A 22463-nucleotide genomic window follows, 5' to 3' on the forward strand; every position below is an offset into this window, starting at 1 on the left:
GGTTCAGGCAGCTTCCGCTGCCTCTTCCGTCGTCGGCACGGTCAGCGTGAACACCGCGCCTCTGTCATTGTGGATTTCGGATTGCCCGCCCAGCTGGCGCACGAAGCTTGAAATCAGCTTCGTGCCCATGCCGGTCGTGCGGGCATCCTCCGCGATCCCCGGCCCGTCGTCACGAATGACAAGCTTCAGCATGCCCGCCTCCTGAAACAGGCGTACGCTGAGCTTGCCTTCACTGCGACCGGCAAAGGCATATTTGAAGGCGTTGGAAACCACCTCGTTGATGATCATGCCGAGCGGCAGGGCAAGGTCCCGGTCGAGCGCGATCGGCGCAAGATCGAGATCGAGTTTCACTGGCATGTCATAGCCCGACGCGATGTCTGAAATCAGCCGCGTCGCATAGGGCGCGACTTCAATCTCTTCGAACTGGTCGGTGTTGTAGATCTGCTCATGCACGGCGATCATCGCACTAATCCGCCGCGCCATGTCGTCCCGCACTTCCTGCGGCAGCCGCTGCAGCCGCACAAGTGCCAGCACGGCCTGTAGATTGTTCTTCACTCGGTGATGGATTTCGCGCAGCAGGAAACGATTGCGCTCGGCCGCCTGCTCCAGCTGTTCATTGCGTGCAGCCGTGCGGTAGAGCAGTGCATAGATCCAGAAAGAGGCGCCCACCAGGATCGCCATCATGGGCACGACAAACAGCGCATCACCGAACAGATTGCGCCAGAACTGATCGAGCACTTCCTGCCGTTCGATCGCCGCAAGCGCGATCAACGGCCAGTCCTGCACCTTCCAGAAGGCGACGATCCGCGCAAAGCCGTCGATCTGCGACACCGGATTGTGGTGGAAGCCGCTCGCCTTCTCGCGGGTCAGTGGATACCATTCGGTCGTGCTCAGGTTGATCGGCTTGAGGGCCAAGGGGCGTCGTGCGACCAGCCAGCCATCGTCACGAATGACCGAGATCGTTGAGTTTGGTCCAAGATTCATAGACGACCAGAACCGGTCGAGATTGTCGTTCGGGATGGTGATCGAGGCAACGCCGAGGAAATCGCTGCCGATCCGCCTGGCAATGATGAAGGCCGGCTTTCCCGCCTGTTCGTTATCGAGCAGTCGGCTGAATGTGAGCGCTTCGCCTTCCTTCAGGCGTTTGAAATAGGCGCGCTCGGCGTGGTTCGGCAGCGTATTGTCCGGCGCGCTGGAAAAACGGGTCTGGCCGTCCTGATCGAGAATGGCATATTCGAAGCCGACCGGCAGCTCGCCCACGGCCCGTTCCAGATCGAGGATCAGCTCAGTGGAACTGTCGATCGGGCGCCCGCTGATCGCCGCCTCGATGCGGCGAAGCGCAAGATCGCTGGCCTCCATCATCCATTCCATATGGGCGGCAACCACATGCGCGGATGAAACTGCGCGCGCTTCGCCTTCGCGAAGGGCATTGTTGTAATTCTCGTAAACGGTAAGAGCGCCGAAACCCAAAACGACGGCTGTCAGGACACCGGCAAGCCAGAGCGGCAGGGTGGGTCGGGCGGAACCATGGGGGCGCATCAAGCCTGTCAACCGTTCGTTACGCACCACAGGCCTCCATCGCAGAAAAATCCGCTCTGCCGGACAGGCGGCGGCGCGACCTTCTGATTCCCGAAAGAGTAGAGAGAACAACCCGCCGCTGCAAGCAGGGCGGGTTGTATGCTTAATGACTTATGTCTGAGATTCTTTTTACCGCAAGGCACCGACAAGCAGGTCGCGACCGTTTTCGATCGTCACCCAGCGCCCGGTATTGAACGTCGCTTGGCGCTTGAGGAACGTGTAGGGCGTCTGGTTCCAGGCAAGAACATCGTTGTCGAGATTGTCGAGGATGAAATCGCCATCGGTGGTGCGCAGGGTCAACACGGCATGGCCTTCGCCATCAGGCTTGCGCACGACGGTGATCAGGAGATCGGAAAGGGCGAAACCGAGCTGGGCCAGTTCCTTGCGCTTCTGCAGGGCATAGTCCTCACAATCTGCAAAGACGGTCGGATAGGTCCAATATTCCTCGACGCCATAGGCTTCGAGATCGGTACGGGCAATATAGCGGGTGTTGACTGCGCGGTTGACGTCGCGAACGACGTTCCAGGCATGGTCGTCCATGCGTGCGGCAGGCGCTGACCGGCTTTTGACGTTGCACTCTGCCGGCAGGCGCTGACAGAATTCGTAATGTCCGATCGGCTGCGACGTCACAGCACCCGTAACCATAGCCATCGGAGCTTGTGGTGCTGGTATTGCAGCGCCGGCAGAAGCAAGCACGCAAGCGAGGATCACGGCTACATGCCGCACCTTCAGGGCTAAATTCATTGACCCGTCCCTTAAATTCCTAACAAAAAGTTAAGAGGTCTTAAGGGTCAGAGTCAATTGTTCAGCTTTTGTTAAGGTGAAGCTCTTTGCGAATATGGTTAAGACTGCGGCTTTTCCGTCTCAGCCCAATTTTTCATCATCGATTATTAGGGCGCTCACCGCCGCTTCCATTTTTTGCAGATCCTGCGGCCGTGACAGGCGATGATCGCCGTCACGGATCAACGTCAGAGTGACATCGTCGGCGGGCAGGAATTCCATCAGTTTCAGTGCATGCTGATAGGGCACGTCCGGGTCCGCCATCCCTTGCAGGATATGCACCGGGCAACCGGTATCGATAATGCCGGAGAGCACGCGGTTCTTTTGCCCGTCCTCCATCAGGGCGCGGGTGTAGATGTTCGGTTCCGGGCTGTATTGCGAATGTTCCTCGAAATAGCCTAGCTCTGCCAGAGACTGTCGCTCCTTGTCCGTCAGCTTGGGCTCGATCAGCTCACTGGTGAAATCCGGCGCCGGCGCGATCAGCACCGTTCCGTCGATCTTCGGGCCTTCTGTACGCTTTCTCAGTTCCTGGATCAGTCGCAGCGCAACCCATCCGCCCATCGAAGAACCGACAAGGATGACGCTCTTTGGTGCGGCTGCATCGATCACCGCGATCGTTTCTTCCAGCCAGCGCGAGATCGTCCCGTCGCGGAACTCGCCACCTGATGCGCCGTGGCCGGAATAGTCGAAACGGATGCAGGCCGCGCCAAGTCTCTCGGCCAGCGCATCGAGCACGACAGCCTTGGTGCCTGTCATATCGGAGCGATAGCCGCCCAGCCAGACAAGCGCAGGTTTTTCGGTTGTCGCCGTGGCGGCGCGGTAGATGATCGCGATCTCGCGGGCATCCGATCCCGTTCCGACAGTAGTGGTGGCAGTTCCGGTGGCGGTGATCTTGCTCATAGTCTTACTCCTGCGAATGACGGGAGCTATAAATCAGAACTAAAGCGGTTGTCAGGAGGTGATTTTTTCGCGCCGTCATGCTATTGACATCCACTCGGTAATCACGACATTCCGCTCGGCTCCCGGCCGCGCGCGAATTTCGTCGTTGCCTGTGCCCGAAAACGATCTAGGAGAATACGACCATTCGCAGACCATTCAAAGCCGATGCCCCCGTCAAGGAAGGCCCGCGCTCCAATCGGGAAATTCGCGTTCCCAAGGTCCAGCTTATCGATGCCGAAGGCGTGAATCTCGGTGCAGTACCCACCGACCAGGCCCTCAAGATGGCCGAGGAAGCAGGACTGGACCTCGTAGAAATCTCGCCGAACAATGATCCGCCGGTGTGCAAGATCCTCGACCTCGGCAAGCTGAAATACGCGAACCAGAAGAAGGCGGCCGAAGCGCGCAAGAAGCAGAAGATCGTCGAAGTCAAAGAAATCAAGATGCGCCCCAACATCGACACGCATGACTATGACGTGAAGATGAAGGCGATGAACCGCTTCTTTGAAGAAGGCGACAAGGTAAAGGTGACGCTGAAGTTCCGTGGCCGCGAAATGGCTCACCAGGAACTCGGCATGAAGCTTCTGCTGCAGGTCAAGGAAGATACGCTGGAGATCGCCAAGGTTGAGGCTGAGCCCAAGCTTGAAGGTCGTCAGATGATGATGGTACTGGCGCCGAAATAAGCGCCGTGCCGACCCGCCTCGAGGAAGCCGCAAGGTGGCGGGAATGCCGGTCTCTGGCCGGTCGCACTGGAGGATTTCCCCCATTGCGCTTTTGACCGACTGCGGTTATAAGCGCGCGTCCGAACGGTCCGGCAGGGCATGCCGTGGCCGTTCTAAATGCTTGAAGCAGACCTCTTCAGTCGGCTTCGATACAAGAATGGAGTAGCAAAATGCCCAAGATGAAGACGAAATCGTCTGCCAAGAAGCGGTTCAAAGTCACCGCAACTGGCAAGGTCGTTGCAGCTGCCGCCGGCAAGCGCCACGGCATGATCAAGCGTTCCAACAAGTTCATCCGCGACGCACGCGGCACGATGGTCCTCGCTGAGCCTGATGGCAAGAAGGTCATCAAGAACTACCTGCCCAACGGTCTCTGAGACTTTCAGGCTATTTGGAAACGTTTAAGGAGATCATGACATGGCACGCGTAAAACGTGGCGTAACTTCCCGCGCCAAGCACACCAAGACCCTCAAGGCAGCCAAGGGCTTCTACGGCCGCCGCAAGAATACCATTCGCGCCGCAAAGGCTGCTGTTGACCGTTCGCGTCAGTTTGCAACCCGCGACCGTCGCGTCAAGAAGCGCAACTTCCGCGCTCTGTGGATCCAGCGCATCAACGCTGCTGTTCGCGAATCCGGCCTGACCTACGGCCGCTTCATCGACGGCCTGAACAAGGCTGGCATCGAAGTCGACCGCAAGGTTCTGTCCGACATGGCTATCCATGAGCCGGCAGCATTCGGCGCACTGGTTGAAGCTTCCAAGAAGGCTCTGGCCTATCTGAAGAACACCGGCAACGCCAACGAGTTCGAAGCCGCGGTCAAGTAAGCCCGCGTTCGTCTCTACTTTTGTAAAAGACCCGCGCGGCTCTGCTGGCGCGGGTCTTTTGTTTTCTGCCGTTTCATATTTCGATGAGACGGACCAATCACGGTATTCAGGAGCGCTGCGGTGCCAAATGATGTCGTTGACATAAAGAACGGACCGTCGCTGCCGTCGGAAGACGCGGCAACCTTGCTTGCTGCACTGGTTTCCGATGCAAGGCGGGTACAGGCGGTGACGCTCAGTTGTGGCACGGTCTGGATCAAGCGGCACGGCGACAAGGGCAGGCGCGCTATCGTTGCGGTTCAAAATGCTGTTGCGCGCGTGTTTCGGCTTCCCTTCATGCGACCGTCCCCTGCCGAGACGGCTGAAGGAATGGTGCAACGCGACCTGCGCAGAATTGCGAAGTACTCGCACGCCGGCGTGCCGACTGCTGCCGTCATTTATTCTTCCGGCAGCGCCATCGTTCTGAGCGATATTGCTCCGACGGTGCAGCAACGGTTGAAGTTTCTGCGGAATGACGATCCGGCGGCACATGACGAACTTCTCGTCTTCTGTGCCAGTGAACTTGGAAGGCTGCACGGCGTCGGGCTCTGTCACGGGCGGCCCTATCCGCGGGACATGTTCATCAGGGGTGACCGCCTTGGTTTCATCGATTTCGAGGAAGAGCCGGAAGCCGTCATGCCGATGGAAACGGCGCAGGCGCGCGATTTGTGGCTGCTCTTTCTGCAACTGAGCGAAAGAGCGACGGAGCGCCGGAAAACGCAGGATCGCGCTTATGCGGCATGGGCTGCGGCTGCCCCGAGGGCGGCAATCGCCGAACTTCGCGAAATCACCCGTTCCATGGGCCGCTTTTTATGGCTTGCCCGGTTGATTGGCCGATTTCACATGGGTAGAGATTTGCGGCAATTCATCCTGGCTACCACCTATCTGACAACGATGTTCAACGGCTGAATTTGCCGCAAAGCAGGAAAAGATGACCGAACTCGAAACATTGAAGAGCGCGCTCCTGGCCGAGATCGCCGGCGCGGGCGACGAAGCGGCAATCGAGGCTGTCCGTGTCTCGGCCCTGGGCAAGAAGGGTTCGGTTTCCGAACTCCTGAAGACCTTGGGCTCGATGACGCCGGAAGAGCGCCAGACCCGCGGTGCGGCGATCAACGCGCTGAAGAACGAGATCACCGAGGCGATTGCTGAGCGCAAGACCGTGCTGAAGGACGCTGCGATCGATGCGCGCCTGAAGGCCGAGACGCTCGACGTGTCGCTGCCGGTCCGTTCTTCGCCGGCCGAACGCGGCCGCATCCATCCGATCAGCCAGATCATCGACGAAATCACCGCCGTCTTCGCCGACATGGGTTTCTCGATCGCCGAAGGCCCGGATGTCGAAACCGACTATTATAACTTCACCGCGCTGAATTTCCCCGAAGGTCACCCGGCCCGCGAAATGCACGATACCTTCTTCTTCCAAGCGGATGAAAAGGGCGAGCGCAAGGTTCTGCGCACCCATACCTCGCCGGTTCAGGTCCGCACCATGGAAGCGCAGGATCCGCCGATCCGTATCGTTATTCCGGGCAAGACCTATCGCCAGGACAGTGACGCCACCCATTCGCCGATGTTCCATCAGGTTGAAGGCCTCGTCATCGACAGGAAGTCGAATGTCGGCAACATGCGCTGGGTGCTCGAAGAATTCTGCAAGACCTTCTTCGAGGTGCCGTCGGTGACGATGCGTTTCCGCCCGTCCTTCTTCCCCTTCACGGAACCGTCCTTCGAAGTCGATATCCAGTGCGACCGCTCCGGCCCGATCGTCAAGTTCGGTGAAGGCACCGACTGGATGGAAATTCTGGGCTGCGGCATGGTCCACCCGAACGTGCTGCGCTCCGGCGGGCTCGATCCCGACGAATACCAGGGTTTTGCCTGGGGCATGGGCCTCGACCGCATCGCCATGCTGAAATACGGCATGCCGGACCTGCGTGACTTCTTCAACGCCGATGTTCGCTGGATGAACCATTACGGCTTCCGCCCGCTCGACATGCCGACCCTGTTCGGCGGTCTGAGCCAGTAACGGAAGGGATAAGATCATGAAATTTACGCTTTCCTGGCTCAAGGATCATCTTGAGACCGACGCAACTCTCGACCAGATCTGCGAGCGCCTAACGGCGATCGGCCTCGAAGTCGAGGATGTCGATGACAAGGCGGCCTACAAGCCTTTCGTCATCGCGAAAATCCTGACGGCCGAACAGCATCCCGAGGCTGACCGCCTCAGGGTTCTTTCCGTCGATGCGGGTCCTGACGTCAACGGCGGCAAGCCGCTGCAGATCGTTTGCGGCGCGCCGAATGCCCGCGCCGGCCTCATCGGGGCCTTGGCGCGTCCGGGCGACTATGTTCCCGGCCTCGACGTGACGCTTGGCATCGGCAAGATCCGCGGCGTCGAAAGCCACGGCATGATGTGTTCCGAGAAGGAACTCAACATGTCGGATGAGCATAACGGCATCATCGACCTCCCCGAAAATGCGCCGGTCGGCTTGTCATTCGCTGCCTATGCCGGTCTCGACGATCCGATCATCGAGATCAACCTGACGCCGAACCGTCCGGACTGCACCTCGATCTACGGCATTGCCCGCGATCTGGCAGCCTCCGGTCTCGGCACGCTCAAGGTTGCCTCTGCTCCGGCTCTGAAGCTGGAAGGTGAGACCACGGTCGGCCTGACCATCGATCTCGACGATGAAAAGCTTTGCCCGGGCTTCAGCCTGCGCCTCGTGCGCGGCGTCAAGAACGGCCCGAGCCCGGCTTGGATGCAGACCCGTTTGAAGGCAATCGGCCTTCGCCCGATCAACGCGCTGGTCGACATCACCAATTACATGACTTTCGACCAAGGGCGCCCGATGCACGTCTTCGACGCCGCCAAGGTCAAGGGCGATCTGACCGTCCGGCGCGCCAAGGAAGGCGAAACGGTGTTGGCCCTCGATACGCGCGAATACAAGCTCGGCCCGAACAACGTCGTCATCGTCGATGACAATGGCGTCGAGTCGATTGGCGGCATCATGGGTGGCGAACATTCCGGCTGTGACGAAAATACCGTCGACGTGCTGATCGAAAGTGCTCTGTGGGACCCGATCAACATAGCAAAATCCGGCCGTACGCTCGGCATCATCACCGATGCACGTTACCGTTTCGAACGCGGTGTCGATCCGGAATATATGGTTCCTGGCCTCGACCGCACGACGCAGCTGGTTCTTGACCTGTGTGGCGGCACGCCCGCCAAGGAAAAGATCGTCGGCTACAACGAGTATGAGACGAAGACCGTCAATTTCCCCTTCTCGGAAGTGAAGCGCCTGACTGGCCTTGAGGTTTCGACCGATGAAAGCCGCGAAATCCTCACCCGCCTCGGCTTCACTGTCGAAGGCTCCGGCGAAACGGTTTCCGTCAAGGTTCCGTCCTGGCGTCCGGATGTCGATGGCAAGGCCGATCTCGTCGAAGAAGTCATGCGCATCCATGGCGTCGACAACATCAAGCCGGAGCCGCTGGAAAATCTCGGCACGGTCAACGGCAAGATCCTGACCACGCTGCAGATCCGCACCCGCACGGCCAAGCGCGCGCTTGCCTCGCGCGGCATGCTGGAAGCCGTCACCTGGTCCTTCATCCCGGAAGATCAGGCCAAGCTCTTCGGCGGTGGTTCGTCGGCACTGAAGCTTGCCAATCCGATCGCAGCCGACATGTCCGACATGCGCCCGTCGCTTCTGCCCGGTCTGCTGACCGCTGCCCAGCGCAATGCCGACAAGGGTTATGGCGATGTGGCGATCTTCGAAGTCTCGGGTACCTACGAGAACGACACGCCGGAAGGCCAGCGTCGCGTCGCTGGTGGCATCCGCCGCGGCACAGCTTCGATCAACGGCGCCGGCCGCATGTGGTCGAATGCAACGAAGGGCGGCGGCAAGCCGGTCGACGTTTACGACGCCAAGGCCGATGCACTGGCCGTGATCGAGGCCTGCGGCCTGCCGATGGGCAATGTCCAGATCGAACAGGGCGGTCCTTCCTGGTATCATCCGGGCCGTTCGGGCACGATCAAGATGGGTCCCAAGGTCATACTCGGCACGTTCGGCGAATTCCATCCGAAGACGCTGGCGGCGCTTGATGTCTCCGGCGCTCTGGCAGGCTTCGAGATTTATCTCGACGCCATGCCGGAACCAAAGAAGAAGGCGACCCGCACCAAGCCGGGCCTCGAGCTTTCTCCGTTCCAGGTGGTGAAACGTGACTTCGCCTTTGTGGTCGGCTCGCAGGTGGAAGCCGGCGCCATAGTCAAGGCGGCAACCAGTGCCGATCGCAAGCTGATCACCGGCGTCAACGTCTTCGACGTCTTCGAAGGCGTCTCGCTTGGCGAAGGCAAGAAGTCGATCGCAATCGAGGTTCTCATCCAGCCGGTCGACAAGACCCTTACGGACGAGGATTTCGAAGCCTTGACCGGCAAGATCGTCGCTAATGTCGAAAAGACCACGGGCGGTGTTCTGCGCGCCTGATTTCGGGTGGCGTGAGTTTCGATGAAAGATTAGCCTGCTCCTAACGGGGCAGGCTTTTTTCTTTTGGAGCGAGAATGCGCAAGCCGAATTCGATGAAAGGTCTGGAAGACCTCGGCCGTGCGCGGCTGTCGAAGAATTTCTTCTTCCGCGATTTCCTCCATTCCGAAATCGCCGATTTCTACCGCATTCCAAATATCCCCGATGATCCGGACCTCGCGATCGAAGCCGGAAGCCGTCTCTGCGAAGAGCTTCTGGAGCCACTGCAGGCGACATTCGGCCGGCTGCATATCCGCTCCGGTTATCGCTCACGCGCGGTCAACGAGTTCGGTAACCTGAACAAGCTCAATTGCTCAACCAATGCCGCGACCGCCGCCGACCATATCTGGGACATGCGTGACGCCCACGACTGCATGGGCGCGACGGCCTGTGTGGTCGTGCCGTGGCTGGTTGATACTCATGATCGCCAGGAGGATTGGCAGCGGCTCGCCTGGTGGATCCATGACCACCTGCCTTATGCCTCGCTGTGCTTCTTTCCGAAACTATGGACATTCAACATCCAGTGGCATGAGCGACCAGCGAGGCGGATTTCAAGCTATGTCGTGCCGCGCGGTGTCCTGACCAAACCCGGCATGGCCAATCACGACGGCAGCCATGCCGAATGGTATGTGGCGTTTCCAGAGCTGCAGCGCTGAGGCGGCCTAGGAATGCAGGTGATAGAGCTTGTTGACGATCATCCAGCGGCCCTCGACCTTGAGGAGGGACAGATAGTCCGAAAACCGCATTCCGGCGAATTCATCGACCACCTTGACGGTTGCGGCATCGCCGGTCACGTCGATCGCCTCAATCTGGATCAGCGGCTGTGAGCCGGCAACCGTCGGGCCTTCTGATGCCACGGCATCGATGAACTCGTTGAGTGACATCCACTCGACCTTGCCCTGATAATTGCCGATGATCGAGGCATTCGGATGAAAGGCTTTTCTGAGCGCGCCCGCATGGGCGAGCGCCATGCCGTCAACATAGAGATGCACGACGGATTCGACTGATTGTTCTTCCGACATCGCTGAAATCCTCCCACCCGCGACTATAGCAAAGCCGCAAGCGGGAGCAATGTTGCGTTGTGAGATGTCAGCGCTTCGGCGTCCATGCCGCACCCGTGCCATAGCGCGCGCCGGCAATCTTTTCGGGCGACAGCATCTCGTCGAGCTTGGTCACCTCTTCGGCGCTCAGCGTCACGTCGGCCGCAGCGGCGTTCTGCTCCATGTTGGGGATCTTTCGGGCACCCGGGATCGGCACGATGAAATCACCCTTCGCGAGAACCCAGGCAAGCGCCAGCTGCGCGGCGGTCACACCCTTCTGTGCCGCCATCTCCTCCACCAGCTTCACCAGCGCCAGATTGGCCGCCATGTTGTTGGCCTCGAAGCGCGGCAACTTGGCGCGCAGGTCCCCCTCGCCGAAATCGGCCGTGCTCTGGATCTTGCCGGTAAGAAAACCGCGGCCCAGCGGGCTGAAGGGTACGAAACCGATGCCGAGCTCGCAGCAGGTATCGAGGATGTCGCCTTCCGGATCACGGGTCCAGAGCGAATATTCGCTCTGCAACGCGGAGATCGGATGCACGGCATGCGCCCGGCGGATGATCTCGGCGCTTGCCTCGGAAAGACCAAGCGCCTTCACCTTGCCTTCCTTCACCAGATCCGCCATTGCGCCGACGGTATCCTCGATCGGAACGTCGGGATCGACACGGTGCTGATAGAAGAGGTCTATGACATCGACGCCAAGGCGTTTGAGCGAAGCTTCCGCCACGTCGCGCACATGTTCAGGCCGGCTGTCGAGGCCGGACATGGCAGCGGAATCGCTTTTTGTCGGATCGATCTTGAAGCCGAACTTGGTGGCGATGACGACGTGATCCCGATAGGGCTTCAGCGCTTTGCCGACTAGTTCCTCATTGACGAAGGGGCCATAGACTTCGGCGGTGTCGAAAAAGGTCACGCCGATCTCGACGGCGCGCTGCAGCGTCCTGATCGACGTTGCCTCGTCCTGCCCGCCATAGGCGTGGCTCATGCCCATACAGCCGAGGCCGATGGCCGAAACGGTAAGGGCTTTTCCCAGTTTGCGCGTCTGCATGATTGTCTCCGATCCTGGAAGGCAAGGCGGGCCGGTTGCATGGCCCGCCTGTTATGGGCTCAGGCGCTTGCGTCGTTGAGCAGCGCCATCTGGTTGCCGGTCAGTTTGAGATTACCCGCTGCAATCAGCGTGTCGAGCTGGCGGGCGCTGGTAGCGCTGGCGATCGGCGCCGTCACGCCGGGCCGCTGGGCAATCCACGCAAGCGCCACCGATGCCGGCTGCGAATGGGTTTCCGCGGCCACTTCATCCAGCGCGGCGAGGATCTGCGTGCCGCGCTCGTCGAAATACCGCGCCACCATGCCGCCCCGGTTTTTATTCGCCTCGGCTTCGGCCTTGCTCTTGTATTTGCCGGTGAGGAAGCCGGATGCCAGGCTGAAATAGGTGATTACGCCGATATCCTGCGCGTTGCAAAGATCCGCCAGCGGCCCGTCGAAGCCTGAGCGATCGTAGAGATTATATTCCGGCTCCAGCACGTCATAACGCGGCAGGCCGGCCTTTTCCGCAGCCTCGAACGAGGCCTTGAGCTGCTCGGCGTTGAAATTCGAGCAGCCGATGGCGCGGATCTTGCCCTGTTGCTTCAGCTTGGCGAAGGCGGCGAGCGTCTCTTCATGCGGCGTCTGCGGGTCCGGCCAATGCGAGAGGTAAAGGTCGATATAGTCGGTCTGCAGGCGCTTCAGCGAGCTTTCGATCGCATCGATGATACGTGCGCCGGCAAGGCCTTTTTCCATGGCGCTGCCCTGTGGTGTCGAGCCGACCTTGGTGATGATCACGGCCTTGTCGCGTGCGCGGCCGGATTGCTTCAGCCATTTACCGATGATCGTTTCGGATTCGCCGCCGGCATTGCCCGGAACCCAGCCGGAATAGCAATCGGCGGTATCGATCGTGTCGAAACCGGCATCGAAGAACTTGTCGAGAAGGTCGAAGGAGGTTTTCTCGTCTGCCGTCCATCCGAAGACGTTACCGCCGAAAACGACGGGCGAAATGGAAAGGCCTGTCCGGCCAAGTACGCGCAGATCCATGATAATCTCCAATATCTATTTCAGGATTTAAGAACCGGCGAGCGCCGGTTCTCTTGATCTAGGGACGCGATGTGACCTTCGCACTGCGTAGATGGTCACGATGATGTTAGCCGTCCTTTTCAGGCCGCGTCGTTGAGCAGCTTCATCTGGGCGTCGGTCAATGTCAGCTTGCCGGCTGCGATGATCGCGTCGAGCTGCCTGAGGCTGGTAGCGCTGGCAATCGGTGCGGTAATGCCCGGGCGTGCCGCGACCCAGGCGATTGCGATCGTCGCCAGGCTTTCACCGGTCTCGGACGCGACTTGATCGAGTGCCGCCAGCACCTTTGTGCCCTTGTCGTTCAGGTAGTCCGGAATGCGATAGCCGCGGGCGCTGCCCGTTGCGTCTTCCGGCTTGCGATACTTGCCGGTAAGGAATCCGGCAGCAAGCGCGTAATAGCTGATCACGCCGATGTCCTCGGCGATGCAGAGATCGGCAAGCTCACCCTCGAATTTTTCGCGGGTGTAGAGATTATATTCCGGCTGCAGCACGTCGTAGCGCGGCAGGCCATCTTTCGCGGCGGCGTCGAGCGAGGCCTTCAGCTGTTCGGCGCTGTAATTGGAGCAGCCGATGGCGCGGATCTTGCCCTGTTCCTTAAGCTTCGCATAGGCGCCGAGCGTCTCTTCATGCGGCGTCTCGTCATCCGGGAAATGCGAGAGATAGAGGTCGATATAGTCGGTCTTCAGGCGCTTCAGCGAATTGTCGACGGCCTCGACGATCCAGCTTGCCTTGAGTTTTCGGTCATCCATCGAAGGATGGCCAACCTTGGTGACGACAATCGCCTTGTCGCGGGCAACCGTGCCGCGCTTCAGCCATTTGCCGATCACCGTCTCGCTTTCGCCGCCGGAATGACCATCGACCCATTTCGAATAGACATCCGCCGTATCGATCGTGTTGAAGCCTGCTTCGAAGAAGCGGTCGAGCAGATCGAACGAAGTTTTCTCGTCGGCGGTCCAGCCGAACACGTTGCCGCCAAACACGACAGGGGAAATGGAAAGACCGGTCCGGCCGAGTTTGCGCAACTCCATGGGATATCTCCAGCTATTTTTGATTTTGAGATCGTCAGCGGTGGGGAGTTGGAGGTTAGTCCCGCAAACGGTGAGGCCGCAATCCATTATTTTGCGCCTCGGGTTCATTTTTCAAGAAAGCCAAAAGCGCGCATTGAACCTCTCCCGTCGCCACCCTAAGCTGGCGCAAACATGTGCAAAGGGAGAGTGTCATGCTGCGTTTCGGGATTTTGTCGACGGCCAAGATTGCAAGAGATGCCGTTATGCCGGCGATACAGGATGCCGAGAATGCGGTGATCACCGCGGTCGCCAGTCGTGATGTGACAAAGGCAAGGGCGCTGGCCGATCGTTTCGGCGTACCGCATGCCTTCGGTTCCTACGAAGAGATGCTCGCCTCCGACGTGATCGATGCCGTCTATATTCCGCTGCCGACCAGCCAGCACGTCGAATGGTCGATCAAGGCCGCCAATGCCGGCAAGCATGTTCTTGTCGAAAAGCCTCTGGCGCTTAAGGCTTCGGAACTGGATGCCCTGATCGAAGCGCGCGACCGCAACAAGGTTATTGTATCGGAAGCCTTCATGGTTACCTACGCGCCGGTCTGGCACAAGGTGCGGGAACTGTTGAAGGACGGCGCGATCGGTGAGCTGAAACATGTCCAGGGCGCTTTCAGCTATTTCAACCGCGATGCTGGAAACATGCGCAATATCCCCGAACTCGGCGGCGGTGCGCTGCCGGATATCGGCGTTTATCCGACGATCGTTACCCGCTTCGCCACCGGCGAAGAGCCCCGGCGCGTCCAGGCCGTCGTGCGCCGTGACCCGGATTTCGGCACCGACATCTATTCAAGCGTCAAGGCCGATTTCGGTGGTTTCGAACTGAGCTTCTACATCGCTACCCAGATGGCGAACCGGCAGGTCATGGTCTTCCACGGGACGGAAGGGTTTATCGAGGTGAAGTCGCCCTTCAACGCGGATCGTTATGGCGCGGAAGAGATCGAACTGAACAACCAGAAGCACAATGTCTCGCAGGTCTTCCGTTTTCCCGACAGCCGGCAATATCGCCGCCAGACGGAAGCCTTTGCCAAGGCTGCTGCGGGCGAAGCCTCTGAAATCGTTACGCTGGAGAGCTCCGTGAAGAACCAGCGTTTCATCGACGCGATCTATCGCGCCGGCGAACACGATGGCTGGGAGACAGTCTAACCCTGGTTTTTGTGGCGAAACACGAAGCGGGAATAACCGAAGAAACTGTAGACCGTCGCAGCCGCAGACGCGAAAACGATCGCGACCGCCGGCTGGATCGGCGCGCGGGCGATCAGGGCGGAATAGATCGCGTAATTGATCAGCGCTGACGTGATGCCGACAGTCCAGTAGCGAATTCCCTCCACCGCGAGAGAGTGGGGGGAGGGGTCGAAAGTGCGGTTGCGGTTGACGAACCAGGTAAAGCTCATGGCGGCCATGATCGCCGGTATGCGCGACAGGAACGGCCCGATCGGCGTATAGGTCAACAGCAGGTGGTTGACGCCGACATCGATCAGGAAGCCGATTCCACCCGCAAACAGAAACCAGGCCATCCGCCTCATGCCGCGCTCTTGCCGCCCCGTTGAGCCGACGTCTCGACGAAGGTTTCGTTGATTGGTGTTGAGTTGGTCCGGCTCTGCAGCGGCAGGCTCATGTAGTGGATGCGCAACTGTTCGGCACGCGCCCGTGAAACGGAATCGAGAATGAGTCCTGCGGTGAACATCAGCGACGACAATACCATCAGAACCAGCGAGAAGACCCAGGTCGGCATGCGCTCGACAAGTCCCGTTTCGAAATAGGAAATCAGGACCGGTGTCATGAAGATCAGGCTCATTGCCATAAAGACAGAGCTGATCGCACCGAAAAAGGCGAAGGGCCGCGTTTCCTTCATCAGCATTGCGAACATCCAGAGGATCTTTCCGCCATCCCGATAGGTCGAAAGCTTGGAATGCGAGCCTTCCGGACGCCGCCCGTAATCGAGTTCGATCTCGGTGACCGGCAGTTTCAGCCGAGATGCATGAACCGACATTTCCGTTTCGATCTCGAAGCCGCCGGAAACGGCCGGAAAGCTTTTGACGAAGCGGCGGGAAAAAGCGCGGTAGCCGGAGAAAATATCGGTGAAGTCGCGGCCGAAAATGGCGCGATAGAGAATGTTGAACAGCCGGTTTCCGGCGGCATGGCCCTGGCGCCCGGCATCCGCATGCACGCCGCGGCGCGTGCCGACGACCATGTCGGCGCGTTCTGTGAGCAGGATACGGATCAGTTCTTCGGCATCCTTCGGCGAATAGGTGCCGTCGCCATCCGCCATGATGTAGAGGTCGGCCTCGATATCGGCAAACATGCGGCGCACCACATGGCCCTTGCCCTGGCGGCGTTCGCGCATCACCTCGGCGCCGGCCAGCATTGCTTTGAGCGCGGTGCCATCGGTGGAATTGTTGTCGTAGACGTAAACGCGCGCAGTCGGGAGAACCTCCCGAAAGCCATGCACGACATCTCTGATCGTCGATGCCTCGTTATAGCAGGGGATCAGGACTGCAATCGACAGATCACCGGAAATGGAGCCCGCCAAAATGCCGGCATGTGCGCTGGCATGATCACCGGCAGAAGTATCTTTCATGATTTTCACTCTGTACGCGGAAAATCCAGTGCAGATACGGCCTGCCCTGTCTGCTTTACTATTTCTTGGGAAGGTTAAGTTTAGGTTGCGGGACTTACTTAACTGCTCAAAACAAGTGTGAATGATGAACACGACGACAGATGAGACGTCCCGGCAGCATGCCGTGCCTGCTTCAGCCTCCGTTCTGTCCCGGCTTTTTCCTGCAGTCGCACTTTATTGGCTGATGACTGCCGGCGCCGTCGCACTTATCTCCCTGCCGAAAGCAAAGGATCTGATCGGCCCCGACAATGACGATGTCATGCGATTGGTTGAAGTTCGCGACTGGCTTGGTGGCCAGGGCTGGTTCGACCTTATGCAGTACCGTCTCGGCCTTTCCGGCGGCACCTTGATGCACTGGTCCCGCTTCATCGACGCTCCGATCGGCGGACTTATCAAGCTGTTTTCGCTGTTCATGCCTGTAGAGATGGCCGAAGGCGTAGCGGCCAGTGTCTGGCCGCTTCTGCTCATTGGCCCGCTTCTGCTCGCCGTCGGTTTCGCTGGTCGGCGCCTGGGTGGAGCGACCGATGGGCCACGGGTGATGCATATCGCGCTTGGCCTAGGTGCACTCTATGCCTTTACCTGCATGAAGTTCCGTCCGGGCGCGCTTGACCATCACAATGTCCAGCTTGTTCTGGCAATCGGGATCACTGCACTTCTGGCAGATCGCCGTGGAAATACGTTGGGCCACGCGGTCGCGGGGATCGCTACTGCTCTGGCAATTGCCATAGGGGCGGAGACCACGCCTTTTGTTGCCATTGTATGTGTCTGCGTCGCCGCCCGCTGGATTTGGCAAGGGGCCGTATTTGCTTCCGCTGCGCGCGCATTCGGCCTTTCTCTCACACTTGCTATCACGGCTGCCTTTTTTGCGACAATCCCACCAAGCGCATACGCCGCCGTCACCTGCGATAACCTTTCACTCGGCTTCTTTTCCCTCTCCGCGCTGGGAGGGGCTGGGCTTTTCAGCCTTGCCTGCCTTCCGGCGCGCGCCGGGATGGGTATCAGGCTCGCCGCGTCCTTCGTCCTAGGCACGATTATTGGCGCATTGGCTCTGCTCATCGCGCCGCAATGCCTTGGCAGTCCGCTCGCCAATCTTGATCCCATACTGGTTGAGCTCTGGCTGGATCACGTCACCGAGGCGCAATCCATAACCGCACAGATGCAGCAGCTTCCGGAAACCATTGCAGGTTTTTACGTCGTCGGACTGTTCGCTGTCTTCGCCTGTGCCTTACGCATCTGGCGCGGTGACGATCGTGGCCTGCATCTCCTGTTTCTGGCGCTTGTTTCTGCGAGCTGGGCGGTTGCTCTGGTCCAGATCCGTGGCAGCCTTTTCGCAAATCTCCTGAGCATTCCGCCGCTCGCATTGCTGATTGCCGATCTTCAGAAAAAGGCGCGAGACAATCCGAAGAGTATTTCGATCAATCTTGGATTTGTCCTAGCAACCTTGGCATCCGTCCCCGTCGTCTGGGGGCTGGGCGGCGTCATCCTGAAACAGGGTATCGGCGCCACAAGCATGGACGTTCTTGCTATGGAGAACGCCGGTGAAGACAATACATGCGGCGATGCCCAAGATATGGCGGCGCTTCGCGGTCTTCCGCCGGGAATGATTGCCGCTCCTTCAAATCGTGGTGCGGGTATTTTGAGGTTTACGCAGCATCGGGTTCTGGCCGCTCCCTATCATCGCAACCAGGGTGGCATGCTGGCCGAACTTCACATTGGCATGGCAAAGCCGGATGATGCACTCGCACTGCTCAAAAATGCGGACGTAACCGCACTTGCATTCTGCAGAAACGATCCGCAAACCGAAAATCTTATCGAGCTTTACCGTGATGGCCTCTACGCATCATTGGCGCGAGGCGAGTTGCCGACCTATCTCTCGCCGGTCCGATCGGATGGCAGATTCCAGCTTTTTGTCGTTAACGAAGCTGATCCGAAATAAGTCAGGCGTGACGGAATGACTGGATGAACGCAGCCGCAACGATCAGATTGATCAGACCGAAGTTGAAGCCGAGTATAGCGATAAGCAAGCCAAGCATGCTCGTTGCGCCAAAGACGGCAGCAACAAAAAAGACAACGGGAATAAGCAATGCAGCCGCGATTATAGACGCGAGACTGCGTGTCATGCCGGCCAAGAGGCCAATGGTTGTTGCCGTTAGAAATAACACGGCGGATCTCCTTCCTGTGTGTCGGAGATCGTATATCTTACGACCCTCTAAAGAATGCTTTCGCATCATGCCTAACGGCGGGTCATTTTTTTAGCTACGATTGACCGATCACTGTTAAGACTTAGGTCGCTTGTCCTCCGACCTAAGTCCGTTCCTCCATATGGACGCAACGCGGCAGCATTGGTCGGGTTCCATTATTGTCCGGTTCGCATATTAGAACAATGCGACGATTGCGCCCGCTGTCGTGCCCGTGGAATGCACCTGGACCACGCGGATCGGCAGGAAGCTGCCGGACGATACGCCGGTGAACGAGAGGTCGTCGCCGGAGAGCATCCGCACCGCAAGATCGCCGCCACTGCCGACGTAAAGCGCACGGCTGGGAACCGAAAACGTGGCCGTGTCGCTGAGTGTAACGGCACCTCCGGCAGAGGCGGGGCTTGAAAGAGAAGGCTGGGTATTGGCAAAAGGATCGGTCATGGCAGTTTCTCCGGTTTGAACTGCCCGGATTATCTCACGGCCACGCGGGCCGGGGACGCACGCACGGAAAAGGATCGGTGCCGCTCTCCATCTCGTCCACATCAATCCGCATGCCGGCGGATGAAATCCTTATGACGATCGGTTAGAACAAAAAGATGAGCAGCACGTTCGCACCCGAAGCACAAAGCAATCTGACTGAATTTTCGGTCTCGGAGCTTTCCGGCTCGATCAAGCGAACCGTCGAGAATGCCTTCGACCATGTGCGCGTCAGGGGCGAGATTTCCGGTTATCGCGGGCCGCACTCGTCCGGCCATGCCTATTTCAGCCTCAAGGATGACAGGTCGCGCATCGATGCCGTGGTCTGGAAGGGCACGTTTTCCCGCCTGAAATTCCGCCCCGAAGAGGGCATGGAAGTCATCGCCACCGGCAAGGTCACGACCTTCCCCGGCTCGTCGAAATACCAGATCGTTATCGAGAACCTGGAGCCCGCCGGTGCCGGCGCGCTGATGGCGCTCCTGGAGGAACGCCGCCGCAAGCTGGCAGCAGAAGGGCTTTTCGACAAGGAACGCAAGCGGCCCTTGCCCTATCTGCCGCGTGTCATTGGCGTCGTGACCTCTCCGACAGGCGCTGTCATCCGTGACATCCTGCATCGCATTACCGACCGTTTTCCCGTCCATGTCGTCGTCTGGCCGGTCAAGGTACAGGGTGAGGGTTCGGGCGAGGAGGTCGCAGCCGCCATCCGTGGCTTCAATGCCGTCCGTCCCGGTGATCCGATGCCGCGGCCGGATGTGCTGATCGTCGCCCGCGGCGGTGGCAGTCTTGAGGACCTCTGGAGCTTCAACGACGAGATCGTCGTACGGGCTGCAGCAGAGAGTGCGATCCCGCTGATTTCAGCCGTCGGCCATGAGACCGACTGGACACTGATCGATCATGCCGCAGACGTGCGCGCGCCGACGCCGACAGGGGCCGCCGAAATGGCGGTGCCGGTAAAGGCCGATCTTGATGCCCAGCTTGCAAACCTTTCGGCGCGTTTACGCGGCAGCGCATCGCGGCAGATGGATCATCGCAGCCAGTCCTTGCGCGCGCTTGTGCGGGCACTTCCCTCGCTCGACCAGTTGCTGGCGCTTCCCCGCCGGCGTTTCGATGAGGCGGCAGCAGGTTTGGGCCGTTCGCTGGAACGCACGACGATCGCCAAGCGCCGTACCTATGAGCGTGCCTCGTCCGGCTTGCGGCTTGACCTGCTGACCAACCGGCTGGTGCTGCAGCGGCAGGCTCTCACCGACCGGCTCCTGCGGGCGGATCGCTGTGTTGAGCGACAGATCCTCAGCGAAAAGGGGCGGGTTGCACGTATCGACGCCTCGCTGAAATCATTGCCTGCCCGTCTGGCCGGCCACCTGCAGCGCGAGAGCCAGCATCTTGCCGCCCTGATCCGTCAGGCTGACACGGCACTTGCCCACACCTTGTCCCGCAGCCGCTCGGTGCTCATGGGGCAAGATCGTGTGCTCCAATCACTCTCCTACAAGAATGTGCTCAAGCGCGGTTATGTGGTGGTGCGGGATAGCGCGGATCGCGCCCTGACGCGCGCCGCAAATGTTGCGGAAGGCAGCGCGATTTCGATCGAGTTTGCCGATGGCCGTGTCCTTGCGGTTGCTGGTGAAGCATCGGGTTCGGCCGATCCCGGACAAGCGGCTCCGGCTGCAGTTCCGCCGAAGCGGAAAGCGCCGAAGCCCGATGTCGCATCTGGGCCGCCGAAGCAGGGCAGTCTCTTCTGAATTGATTGGCTGGAAGGGGACGTTCCAGCCGATTTAGGTAGGATCAGGCGGCTTTCTTGGCAGCCGCGGTTTTGCGGGGTGTCTCCGCCTTTGCCTTGGCAGTCGCTGTCGATTTGGCAGTTTTCGGAACCTTGACGGGGACGGGAGCAAACTGCGCGATCTCGTCGACCAGCAAGCGTGCATTGTCCTGAGCCTTGGCAAGATTGCTGACGGCTTCCGGATCGAGCGCATCGATCAGGGTACCGGCATCGAACATGTCACGATAGGCAGCGCGTTCGATCAGCGGAGTTGCCAGCACATGGACGCCCTGTTGCGCCAGCATGCCTTTCACGGCAAGAAGCGCCCGTGTGGTGATGATGGAACTGACACGGGTAAGCGCCACCGAATGCGCGATATGGATGTCGCATTCGCTTTTGAGCTTCTTCAGGATGTCGAGCACCTGCGCGCCGCCCGCGGCATCGAGCGCGCACCCCTGAACCGGCACGAAAACGTGGTCGGAAAGCCCCAGCCCCTTGGCGAGCAACGGTGTGACGCCGCCGGGCAGGTCCACCACCACATAATCGTTACGTTTCTTCAGGTCCTTGATCGTCTTTTCGATATTGTCGGCGTCGATATCGGCGATGATCGAGAATTTCGGCACCTTCGCCATCCGCACCATCCAGCGGGAAACCCACTGCTGCGGATCAGCGTCCAGCATGGCAACGCGAAAACCTCGCTTTGCCAACTCCCCGGCCACAACAAGCGCCATCGTGGTCTTGCCGGCGCCGCCTTTCGTATTCGCAAATGTAATCACTGGCATTCACAACCCTCCGGTTCATATGAACACCACAGAGGAAAGCCATGTTTCTTGGCCTGTTCTTATCCGCTTCCGTCGTGATGATTTGCGGATGCTTGACGAATAAGCTTGCGCCGCGCTGGTGAAGGAAGCGCGGCGCTGGAGATCAGGTACATCAGCGCACGCGCATGCCGGCCTGCTCATCGAAATGCAGCGGCTTGTCGAACTTCTGCAGCGGGGCTTCGGGGATTGAACCGATCGTCATGCCATGGGGCCAATCGGGTGGGCAAATGGCGATGTAGCGCGCATAGCCGCCCACGCCGCCGCCGAATTTCGGATACCCGATCGCGACGAGTGCGCCCGTTTCCGGCACCTTGTCCAGATTGGCGACGCCCTCCGCCTGGGCATATCCGTTGTGCATCAGCCAGTATTCGCCTTCCAGATTGGGCGTCGTGTCGGTGTCGAGTGGTTCATGCCCGTGAAACAGGATCTTGCGCTCGTTATGCAGGAATTTCAGTGCCTCCAGCCCCACGCCCGGGAATGGACGAGCTGTCGAAAGAGCCGGATCGGGCCATGTTTTCGACCAGCCGGAGCGGACGAAGACCACCGAACCTTCCGGTATCAGGCCATGTTTCGCCTCGAAATCGGTGATATCGGAGACCTGCAGATGATAACCGGCATCCGTATTCACCTTGTCCTCGATGTTGATGACCACCAGCGGCCGTATGGCATAGGTCGCAGGCAGCTCATCGATCGCCGCATATTCTGGTGCCCAATGCGCCGGAGGATCGAGTTGAGTGCCGAGCTGGTCGGTCGTCAGATTGTAGGTGGAAGCGGCAAAGCCGTGTTTTTCGAAGGTAAAGGTTTCGCCCTTCTTGGCATAACCCTCAAGATCGGTGCCGGCGGCGGCTTGGCCGAAGCTCGGTTTGCCGAAACCGGCCCAGACCGGAATGTTCGGCGTGATCGTATGGGTCAGATCGACGTATTTGGCGCCTTTCAGGCTGTCATTAAACTTTCCACAAGCCTTGTTCCTCCGCCAGGGCGGGTGAAAAGGACAGGGCGGCAAGCAATATCGGGAGGATCG

General features: G+C 59.4%; 23 protein-coding genes. 10 read left to right on the forward strand and 13 right to left on the reverse strand.

All coding sequences use genetic code 11. The features are described from left to right. Positions 1 to 3 precede the first annotated feature (3 nt). From MRBLMR1_RS14250 to MRBLMR1_RS14260, 3 genes are all read right to left on the reverse strand, one after another. Complete coding sequence (locus MRBLMR1_RS14250; RefSeq protein ID WP_148146081.1) at positions 4 to 1566, reverse strand: histidine kinase dimerization/phosphoacceptor domain -containing protein; 1563 nt, start codon at positions 1564 to 1566, stop codon at positions 4 to 6. Positions 1567 to 1707: 141 nt separating this feature from the next. Continuing rightward, positions 1708 to 2322: a transglutaminase-like cysteine peptidase gene (locus MRBLMR1_RS14255; RefSeq protein ID WP_148146080.1), complete on the reverse strand. Its 615-nt coding sequence runs from the start codon at positions 2320 to 2322 to the stop codon at positions 1708 to 1710. A 120-nt stretch (positions 2323 to 2442) separates the two neighbouring features. Beyond that, entirely contained in the window at positions 2443 to 3258 is an 816-nt protein-coding gene (locus MRBLMR1_RS14260; RefSeq protein WP_148146079.1) for an alpha/beta fold hydrolase, read from the reverse strand. Positions 3259 to 3440: 182 nt separating this feature from the next. Between MRBLMR1_RS14260 and infC the strand changes: the two genes are divergently transcribed. The 7 genes from infC (at position 3441) to MRBLMR1_RS14295 (ending at position 10029) form a co-directional block, all read left to right on the forward strand. After that, positions 3441 to 3977, forward strand: a complete 537-nt coding sequence (infC, locus tag MRBLMR1_RS14265) for a translation initiation factor IF-3 (protein WP_148146078.1) — start codon at positions 3441 to 3443, stop codon at positions 3975 to 3977. Positions 3978 to 4186: 209 nt separating this feature from the next. Beyond that, positions 4187 to 4390, forward strand: a complete 204-nt coding sequence (gene rpmI, locus MRBLMR1_RS14270) for a 50S ribosomal protein L35 (RefSeq protein ID WP_112454548.1) — start codon at positions 4187 to 4189, stop codon at positions 4388 to 4390. A gap of 40 nt (positions 4391 to 4430) precedes the next feature. Beyond that, on the forward strand, positions 4431 to 4835 hold the full coding sequence (gene rplT, locus MRBLMR1_RS14275; protein ID WP_148146077.1) for a 50S ribosomal protein L20: 405 nt from the start codon (positions 4431 to 4433) through the stop codon (positions 4833 to 4835). A 120-nt stretch (positions 4836 to 4955) separates the two neighbouring features. Beyond that, entirely contained in the window at positions 4956 to 5780 is an 825-nt protein-coding gene (locus tag MRBLMR1_RS14280; protein ID WP_183684922.1) for a serine/threonine protein phosphatase, read from the forward strand. Positions 5781 to 5802: 22 nt separating this feature from the next. Beyond that, entirely contained in the window at positions 5803 to 6885 is a 1083-nt protein-coding gene (gene pheS / locus MRBLMR1_RS14285) for a phenylalanine--tRNA ligase subunit alpha (protein ID WP_148146075.1), read from the forward strand. 16 nt (positions 6886 to 6901) lie between these two features. Then, the gene (gene pheT / locus MRBLMR1_RS14290) at positions 6902 to 9337 is read left to right on the forward strand and encodes a phenylalanine--tRNA ligase subunit beta (RefSeq protein WP_148146074.1); all 2436 of its coding nucleotides are present in this window, start codon (positions 6902 to 6904) and stop codon (positions 9335 to 9337) included. A 74-nt stretch (positions 9338 to 9411) separates the two neighbouring features. Next, positions 9412 to 10029, forward strand: a complete 618-nt coding sequence (locus tag MRBLMR1_RS14295) for a hypothetical protein (protein ID WP_148146073.1) — start codon at positions 9412 to 9414, stop codon at positions 10027 to 10029. 6 nt (positions 10030 to 10035) lie between these two features. On the opposite strand, the gene MRBLMR1_RS14300 is transcribed toward MRBLMR1_RS14295, so the two are convergent. The 4 genes from MRBLMR1_RS14300 to MRBLMR1_RS14315 form a co-directional block, all read right to left on the reverse strand. Further along, on the reverse strand, positions 10036 to 10395 hold the full coding sequence (locus tag MRBLMR1_RS14300; RefSeq protein ID WP_148146072.1) for a nuclear transport factor 2 family protein: 360 nt from the start codon (positions 10393 to 10395) through the stop codon (positions 10036 to 10038). Between the two features lie 67 nt (positions 10396 to 10462). After that, entirely contained in the window at positions 10463 to 11458 is a 996-nt protein-coding gene (locus MRBLMR1_RS14305) for an aldo/keto reductase (protein ID WP_148146071.1), read from the reverse strand. A 59-nt stretch (positions 11459 to 11517) separates the two neighbouring features. Then, the gene (locus MRBLMR1_RS14310; protein ID WP_148146070.1) at positions 11518 to 12477 is read right to left on the reverse strand and encodes an aldo/keto reductase; all 960 of its coding nucleotides are present in this window, start codon (positions 12475 to 12477) and stop codon (positions 11518 to 11520) included. 119 nt (positions 12478 to 12596) lie between these two features. Further along, the gene (locus MRBLMR1_RS14315; RefSeq protein WP_148146069.1) at positions 12597 to 13541 is read right to left on the reverse strand and encodes an aldo/keto reductase; all 945 of its coding nucleotides are present in this window, start codon (positions 13539 to 13541) and stop codon (positions 12597 to 12599) included. Between the two features lie 191 nt (positions 13542 to 13732). Here MRBLMR1_RS14315 and MRBLMR1_RS14320 point away from each other — a divergent pair, with 191 nt between their 5' ends. Then, positions 13733 to 14719 (forward strand): Gfo/Idh/MocA family protein, encoded by a 987-nt coding sequence (locus tag MRBLMR1_RS14320; protein WP_148146068.1) that lies wholly within the window; start codon positions 13733 to 13735, stop codon positions 14717 to 14719. Here the strand turns inward: MRBLMR1_RS14320 and MRBLMR1_RS14325 are convergent. Together MRBLMR1_RS14325 and MRBLMR1_RS14330 are read right to left on the reverse strand one after the other, a co-directional pair. Beyond that, complete coding sequence (locus MRBLMR1_RS14325; RefSeq protein ID WP_148146067.1) at positions 14716 to 15099, reverse strand: GtrA family protein; 384 nt, start codon at positions 15097 to 15099, stop codon at positions 14716 to 14718. The genes MRBLMR1_RS14320 and MRBLMR1_RS14325 overlap by 4 nt on opposite strands. Next, the gene (locus tag MRBLMR1_RS14330; protein WP_500065114.1) at positions 15096 to 16154 is read right to left on the reverse strand and encodes a glycosyltransferase; all 1059 of its coding nucleotides are present in this window, start codon (positions 16152 to 16154) and stop codon (positions 15096 to 15098) included. Before MRBLMR1_RS14330 ends, MRBLMR1_RS14325 begins: the two co-directional genes overlap by 4 nt. A 124-nt stretch (positions 16155 to 16278) precedes the next feature. Between MRBLMR1_RS14330 and MRBLMR1_RS14335 the strand changes: the two genes are divergently transcribed. Beyond that, entirely contained in the window at positions 16279 to 18129 is a 1851-nt protein-coding gene (locus MRBLMR1_RS14335) for a hypothetical protein (RefSeq protein WP_500065116.1), read from the forward strand. Between the two features lies 1 nt (position 18130). Here the strand turns inward: MRBLMR1_RS14335 and MRBLMR1_RS14340 are convergent, their stop codons facing one another. Both MRBLMR1_RS14340 and MRBLMR1_RS14345 read right to left on the reverse strand, forming a co-directional pair. Then, the gene (locus MRBLMR1_RS14340) at positions 18131 to 18355 is read right to left on the reverse strand and encodes a hypothetical protein (RefSeq protein ID WP_148146065.1); all 225 of its coding nucleotides are present in this window, start codon (positions 18353 to 18355) and stop codon (positions 18131 to 18133) included. A gap of 213 nt (positions 18356 to 18568) precedes the next feature. Further along, the gene (locus tag MRBLMR1_RS14345; protein ID WP_148146064.1) at positions 18569 to 18832 is read right to left on the reverse strand and encodes a spike base protein, RCAP_Rcc01079 family; all 264 of its coding nucleotides are present in this window, start codon (positions 18830 to 18832) and stop codon (positions 18569 to 18571) included. 155 nt (positions 18833 to 18987) lie between these two features. On the opposite strand from MRBLMR1_RS14345, the gene xseA reads away from it, so the two are divergent. Beyond that, positions 18988 to 20604, forward strand: coding sequence for an exodeoxyribonuclease VII large subunit (gene xseA, locus MRBLMR1_RS14350; protein WP_183684923.1), 1617 nt, complete (start codon positions 18988 to 18990; stop codon positions 20602 to 20604). 43 nt (positions 20605 to 20647) lie between these two features. Here the strand turns inward: xseA and MRBLMR1_RS14355 are convergent, their stop codons facing one another. Further along, positions 20648 to 21403, reverse strand: a complete 756-nt coding sequence (locus MRBLMR1_RS14355; RefSeq protein ID WP_148146062.1) for a ParA family protein — start codon at positions 21401 to 21403, stop codon at positions 20648 to 20650. 151 nt (positions 21404 to 21554) lie between these two features. Continuing rightward, a complete protein-coding gene (locus MRBLMR1_RS14360; RefSeq protein WP_500065119.1) occupies positions 21555 to 22445 on the reverse strand; it encodes a cyclase family protein in 891 nt (296 codons plus the stop codon). Positions 22446 to 22463 lie beyond the last annotated feature (18 nt).

Source organism: Neorhizobium sp. LMR1-1-1.1, assembly GCF_040675795.1.
Classification (GTDB): Bacteria; Pseudomonadota; Alphaproteobacteria; order Rhizobiales; family Rhizobiaceae; genus Neorhizobium; species Neorhizobium cellulosilyticum.

What these genes read in the sequence shown, in the direction of transcription:
- MRBLMR1_RS14345 (WP_148146064.1), bottom strand. Translation starts at nt 18,832, where the DNA reads ATGACCGATCCTTTTGCCAATACCCAGCCTTCTCTTTCAAGCCCCGCC.
- MRBLMR1_RS14335 (WP_500065116.1), top strand. Translation starts at nt 16,279, where the DNA reads ATGAACACGACGACAGATGAGACGTCCCGGCAGCATGCCGTGCCTGCT.
- MRBLMR1_RS14315 (WP_148146069.1), bottom strand. Translation starts at nt 13,541, where the DNA reads ATGGAGTTGCGCAAACTCGGCCGGACCGGTCTTTCCATTTCCCCTGTC.
- MRBLMR1_RS14310 (WP_148146070.1), bottom strand. Translation starts at nt 12,477, where the DNA reads ATGGATCTGCGCGTACTTGGCCGGACAGGCCTTTCCATTTCGCCCGTC.
- MRBLMR1_RS14305 (WP_148146071.1), bottom strand. Translation starts at nt 11,458, where the DNA reads ATGCAGACGCGCAAACTGGGAAAAGCCCTTACCGTTTCGGCCATCGGC.
- MRBLMR1_RS14325 (WP_148146067.1), bottom strand. Translation starts at nt 15,099, where the DNA reads ATGAGGCGGATGGCCTGGTTTCTGTTTGCGGGTGGAATCGGCTTCCTG.
- xseA (WP_183684923.1), top strand. Translation starts at nt 18,988, where the DNA reads ATGAGCAGCACGTTCGCACCCGAAGCACAAAGCAATCTGACTGAATTT.
- pheT (WP_148146074.1), top strand. Translation starts at nt 6,902, where the DNA reads ATGAAATTTACGCTTTCCTGGCTCAAGGATCATCTTGAGACCGACGCA.
- rplT (WP_148146077.1), top strand. Translation starts at nt 4,431, where the DNA reads ATGGCACGCGTAAAACGTGGCGTAACTTCCCGCGCCAAGCACACCAAG.
- MRBLMR1_RS14355 (WP_148146062.1), bottom strand. Translation starts at nt 21,403, where the DNA reads ATGCCAGTGATTACATTTGCGAATACGAAAGGCGGCGCCGGCAAGACC.
- MRBLMR1_RS14300 (WP_148146072.1), bottom strand. Translation starts at nt 10,395, where the DNA reads ATGTCGGAAGAACAATCAGTCGAATCCGTCGTGCATCTCTATGTTGAC.
- MRBLMR1_RS14260 (WP_148146079.1), bottom strand. Translation starts at nt 3,258, where the DNA reads ATGAGCAAGATCACCGCCACCGGAACTGCCACCACTACTGTCGGAACG.
- MRBLMR1_RS14330 (WP_500065114.1), bottom strand. Translation starts at nt 16,154, where the DNA reads ATGAAAGATACTTCTGCCGGTGATCATGCCAGCGCACATGCCGGCATT.
- rpmI (WP_112454548.1), top strand. Translation starts at nt 4,187, where the DNA reads ATGCCCAAGATGAAGACGAAATCGTCTGCCAAGAAGCGGTTCAAAGTC.
- MRBLMR1_RS14320 (WP_148146068.1), top strand. Translation starts at nt 13,733, where the DNA reads ATGCTGCGTTTCGGGATTTTGTCGACGGCCAAGATTGCAAGAGATGCC.
- pheS (WP_148146075.1), top strand. Translation starts at nt 5,803, where the DNA reads ATGACCGAACTCGAAACATTGAAGAGCGCGCTCCTGGCCGAGATCGCC.
- MRBLMR1_RS14295 (WP_148146073.1), top strand. Translation starts at nt 9,412, where the DNA reads ATGCGCAAGCCGAATTCGATGAAAGGTCTGGAAGACCTCGGCCGTGCG.
- MRBLMR1_RS14255 (WP_148146080.1), bottom strand. Translation starts at nt 2,322, where the DNA reads ATGAATTTAGCCCTGAAGGTGCGGCATGTAGCCGTGATCCTCGCTTGC.